We start from the raw sequence: 3,784 nt of genomic DNA on the forward strand, positions 1-3,784 counted from the left end.
CGACAAGACCGTCCTCGAGCAGGTGCTCGGCGACCCGGACATCCGGCGCGAGCCGGGCGTCCCGACCGACCAGCGCCGTGGGCACTGAGAAGGAGCTGGCAGCCGCATGAAGGTCGAGACCTGGGTCTTCGGTTCGGGCACGTTCTTCTTCATCCCGCTCGGCGCGGTCTACGGGCTGCTGTCCGGGTTCGAGCCGGTCGGCTTCATCGCCCTGCTGCTCACCGGCGGCCTGTCGGCGATCATCGGGCTGTACCTCTACCTGGTGTCGCTGCGCATCGACGACCGTCCCGAGGACGACCCGGTCGGCGAGATCGCCCAGGGCGCCGGCGACCTCGGGTTCTTCAACCCGCGCAGCATCTGGCCGATCGGCGTGGCCGCGGGCGGGGCGCTGCTGTTCGCTGGGGTCGCGGTCGGGCTGTGGCTGTCGCTGCTGGGCGTCGGGATCATCGCCATCACGGCCCTCGGCCTGCTGTTCGAGCACTACGTGGGCGACTTCACCCACTGACGTCCTCCCGGCCCCCTCGAGGAGCCGTCGAGACCCGCCGCGGCGCGACCGCCCGGCGGGTCTCGTGCGTCCGGGCCGGCCCGGACGGGTGCGTCCGGCGCCTCAGACGAGGTGGAGCCGGACGCCGTCCCCGCTCGGGTCCAGCCGCACGCCCGACAGGTCGCCGACGACGTGGTCGGCGTCGAGCTCCTCGGCGGTGTGGGTGGTCGTCACCGCGAGCGTGGTCATGCCCGCCGCGCGACCGGCGGCCAGCCCGGCGGGGGCGTCCTCGACCACGAGGCAGCGGGACGGGTCGACCCCGAGGATGCGCGCGGCGGTGAGGAACGGCTCGGGGTCCGGCTTGCCGCGCACCACGTCGTCGGCGGTGACGACGACGGCCGGGACGGGGATGCCGGCCGCCTGCTGCCGCGCGGTCGCCAGCGGCGCCGTGCACGAGGTGACGATGGCCCCGCGGTCGCCGCTGGCCAGCAGGGCGTCGGCCGCGCCGGGCAGGGCCACGACGCCCTCCAGGTCGGTCACCTCCAGGTGGGTGATGCGGACCAGCGCCGCCTCGCGGGCGGGCGGCTCGAACAGGTCGGCGACGATGTCGCGGGCGGGCCGGCCGTGGCCCGCGGCGGCCTGCAGCGCCTCGGGCGTGATCCCGTTCTCCTCGGCGAGCCTGAGCCAGCACCGCACGACCGACGGCGTGGAGTCCACGAGGGTGCCGTCCATGTCGAAGAGGACGGCGTCGAACAGGGCGGCGTCCGGGCGGGCCGGGAGGGCGGCAGCAGTCACCCGCCCATCCTCCCAGCCGTCCGGCGGCGGCCGTGCCCTGCGCGCGCCCCCGGCACCCGGCCGTGGTGGGGGCCTCGGTCGGGGCGGCGCTGACCCCGCGGGCCCGAGCGCCTAGCCTCGCCCCGTGAGCGACGCCCCCGCGACGACAGCGCCCCCCGTCCCGCCCGACGGACCGGCGCCGACCGGTGCCCCCGTGCCGGCCGACGCCCGGCCCGACCCGGCCACCACCCCCGTCTTCCGCTCCGACATGGACGTCGAGCTGGTCAAGCACAGCGCCCGCGACGCGGACGTCCTGTTCGCCGCCCGGGTGTCGACCAAGGGGGAGGCGAGCCTCGCCGACGTGGACGCCGACGCCGAGGCATCGGCCGGGCTCGTCCGCTACCTCATGCGCGACCGCCACGGCTCGCCGTTCGAGCACGCGGTCATGACCTTCTACGTGTCGGCGCCGCTGTTCGTGTTCCGGGAGTTCCAGCGGCACCGCGTCGCCTCCTACAACGAGGAGTCGGGCCGCTACCGCCGGATGCGTCCCGTGTTCTACGTCCCCGCCCCCGAGCGGCGCCTGGTCCAGGTCGGCAAGCCCGGCGCCTACGACTTCGTCGAGGGCACGCCCGAGCAGCACCGGCTCGTCGTCGACCGCACGCAGCAGGCGTGCCTGAGTGCCTGGCAGGCCTACACCGACATGCTCGAGGCGGGCGTCGCGCGGGAGGTGGCGCGCATCGTGCTGCCGCTGACGCTGTACTCGTCGATGTACGTGACCATCAACGCCCGCTCGCTCATGAACGTCCTCAGCCTGCGGACCCGGCGGGAGGACTCGACCTTCCCGTCGTACCCGCAGCGGGAGATCGAGCTCGTCGCCGAGCAGATGGAGACCGCCTGGGCGGCCCTCATGCCGGTCACGCACGCGGCGTTCGACCAGGGCGGCCGGGTCGCCCCCTGACCCACGACCCGGCCCGGCGCGGCCGTCACAGGGTGTGACCCAGGTCACGTCGGGGCGGCTGTAACGCCACCGGGGGTCCCGCCGATGTCCCCCCTGAACCGCGGTGCCAGCCGGACCCCCCGAGCGACTGGTGCCGCGGTTTCTTGCGTCCCGGGCCGGGGGTGGCGCTGCCTGGCCGACCGCGGCACCCGCCGTCGGGGCGGGGCCGCCCTCGGCGGCACGGCGCGGCGCGGGCCTGTGGTCCGGCCGGTAGGCGGGCCCCGGTGGGTACATTCGCCCGCATGCCTGACCGCCCCTTCGGTGCCGTCCTCACGGCCCTGGCCTCGCCCATGTCGGCGGACGGCGAGCTCGACCTCGGGGCCACCGGGTCGCTGGCCGCGCACCTCATGGCCTCCGGCCACGACGGGCTCGTCGTCAGCGGGACCACGGGGGAGGCCCCGACCACCTCCGACGAGGAGAAGGACCGGCTGCTGCGCACGGTCGTCGAGGCCGTGCAGGGCGCCGGCCCCGTCATCGCCGGGGTCGGCACCAACGACACCGCGCACAGCGTCACGCTCGCCCGCCGCGCCGAGGCCGCCGGCGCCACCGGGCTGCTCGTCGTCGCGCCCTACTACTCGCGCCCGTCCCAGGACGGGCTCCTGGCGCACGTGCGCACGGTTGCCGACGCCACCGACCTTCCGGTCATGCTCTACGACATCCCCGGCCGCTCCGCCGTGGCGTTCGAGACCGAGACGCTGCTGCGGCTGGGGGAGCACCCCCGGGTCGTGGCGGTCAAGGACGCCAAGGGCGACCTGCAGGCGGCCACCCGCGTCAAGGCCGGCAGCGACCTGGCGTTCTACTCCGGCGACGACGGCCTCACGCTCGCCTACCTGGCGCACGGCGGTGCCGGGGTGGTCGGCGTGACCACCCACCTGCTCGGTCCGGCCTTCGCCCGGCTCGTCGCCGCGGTCGACGCCGGCGACCTGCCCACCGCCCTGGCGGAGCACCGGGCGGCCCTGCCGCTCGTCGACGCCGTGATGACCCGGATGCCCGGGCTCGTGGCGGTCAAGGCGGCGCTGCACCTGCTGGGCCTCGTGCCCACCGCCGCCGTCCGGCTGCCGCTGCTCCCCGCGACCGACGCCCAGCGCGAGGACCTGCGGGCGGCACTCACCGCCACCGGGCTCCTCGAGCCCTCCGTTCCCTGACCGTCGCGTCCTGGCCGCCGCGTCCCCGTGGAGCGGTACCCGCGCCCCCGGCTGCCCCGCCCGGCACCCCCCGGGCGACGGCGTGGGAGCCGGGGTGTGGCCCGCCCGCCCGCGTACGGTGACTCGGTGACACGGACCGCCTCCACGCGCCCCGCCGCCGGCCGTCAGCCCGGCCGCACCGGCGCGACCCGCGGGGCGGCCTCCGGGTCCGGGGCCACCGGGTCGTCCAGGGGTGCCACCACGTCGAAGGGTGCCGCCGTGCCGTCCAAGGGCTCGACCACGTCCAAGGGGTCCGCCGCGACGAAGGGCTCCGCCGCGTCCCGGGGGAGCGCCGCGTCCAAGGGCTCGGCCGCGTCCCGCGGGTCCACCGCCGCGCGCCGGCCC

At 76.4% G+C, this 3,784-nt stretch carries 4 protein-coding genes and 1 pseudogene; 3 read left to right on the forward strand and 2 right to left on the reverse strand.

The window, feature by feature from the left end; all coding sequences use genetic code 11:
* Window positions 1-106 precede the first annotated feature (106 nt).
* The gene (locus WCS02_RS18515) at window positions 107-505 is read left to right on the forward strand and encodes a cytochrome c oxidase subunit 4 (protein WP_340295764.1); all 399 of its coding nucleotides are present in this window, start codon (window positions 107-109) and stop codon (window positions 503-505) included.
* Window positions 506-607: 102 nt separating this feature from the next.
* On the opposite strand, the gene WCS02_RS18520 is transcribed toward WCS02_RS18515, so the two are convergent.
* Window positions 608-1,279: an HAD-IA family hydrolase gene (locus tag WCS02_RS18520; RefSeq protein WP_340295765.1), complete on the reverse strand. Its 672-nt coding sequence runs from the start codon at window positions 1,277-1,279 to the stop codon at window positions 608-610.
* Between the two features lie 247 nt (window positions 1,280-1,526).
* Here WCS02_RS18520 and thyX point away from each other — a divergent pair, with 247 nt between their 5' ends.
* Window positions 1,527-2,216: an FAD-dependent thymidylate synthase gene (gene thyX / locus WCS02_RS18525; RefSeq protein WP_340295767.1), complete on the forward strand. Its 690-nt coding sequence runs from the start codon at window positions 1,527-1,529 to the stop codon at window positions 2,214-2,216.
* A gap of 281 nt (window positions 2,217-2,497) precedes the next feature.
* On the forward strand, window positions 2,498-3,400 hold the full coding sequence (gene dapA / locus WCS02_RS18530; RefSeq protein ID WP_340295766.1) for a 4-hydroxy-tetrahydrodipicolinate synthase: 903 nt from the start codon (window positions 2,498-2,500) through the stop codon (window positions 3,398-3,400).
* A gap of 164 nt (window positions 3,401-3,564) precedes the next feature.
* Here dapA and WCS02_RS18535 read toward each other — a convergent pair.
* Window positions 3,565-3,784: pseudogene (locus WCS02_RS18535) on the reverse strand (hypothetical protein); the annotation flags it as partial.

It is taken from the genome of Aquipuribacter hungaricus, from assembly GCF_037860755.1.
GTDB classification, from domain to species: domain Bacteria; phylum Actinomycetota; class Actinomycetes; order Actinomycetales; family JBBAYJ01; genus Aquipuribacter; species Aquipuribacter hungaricus.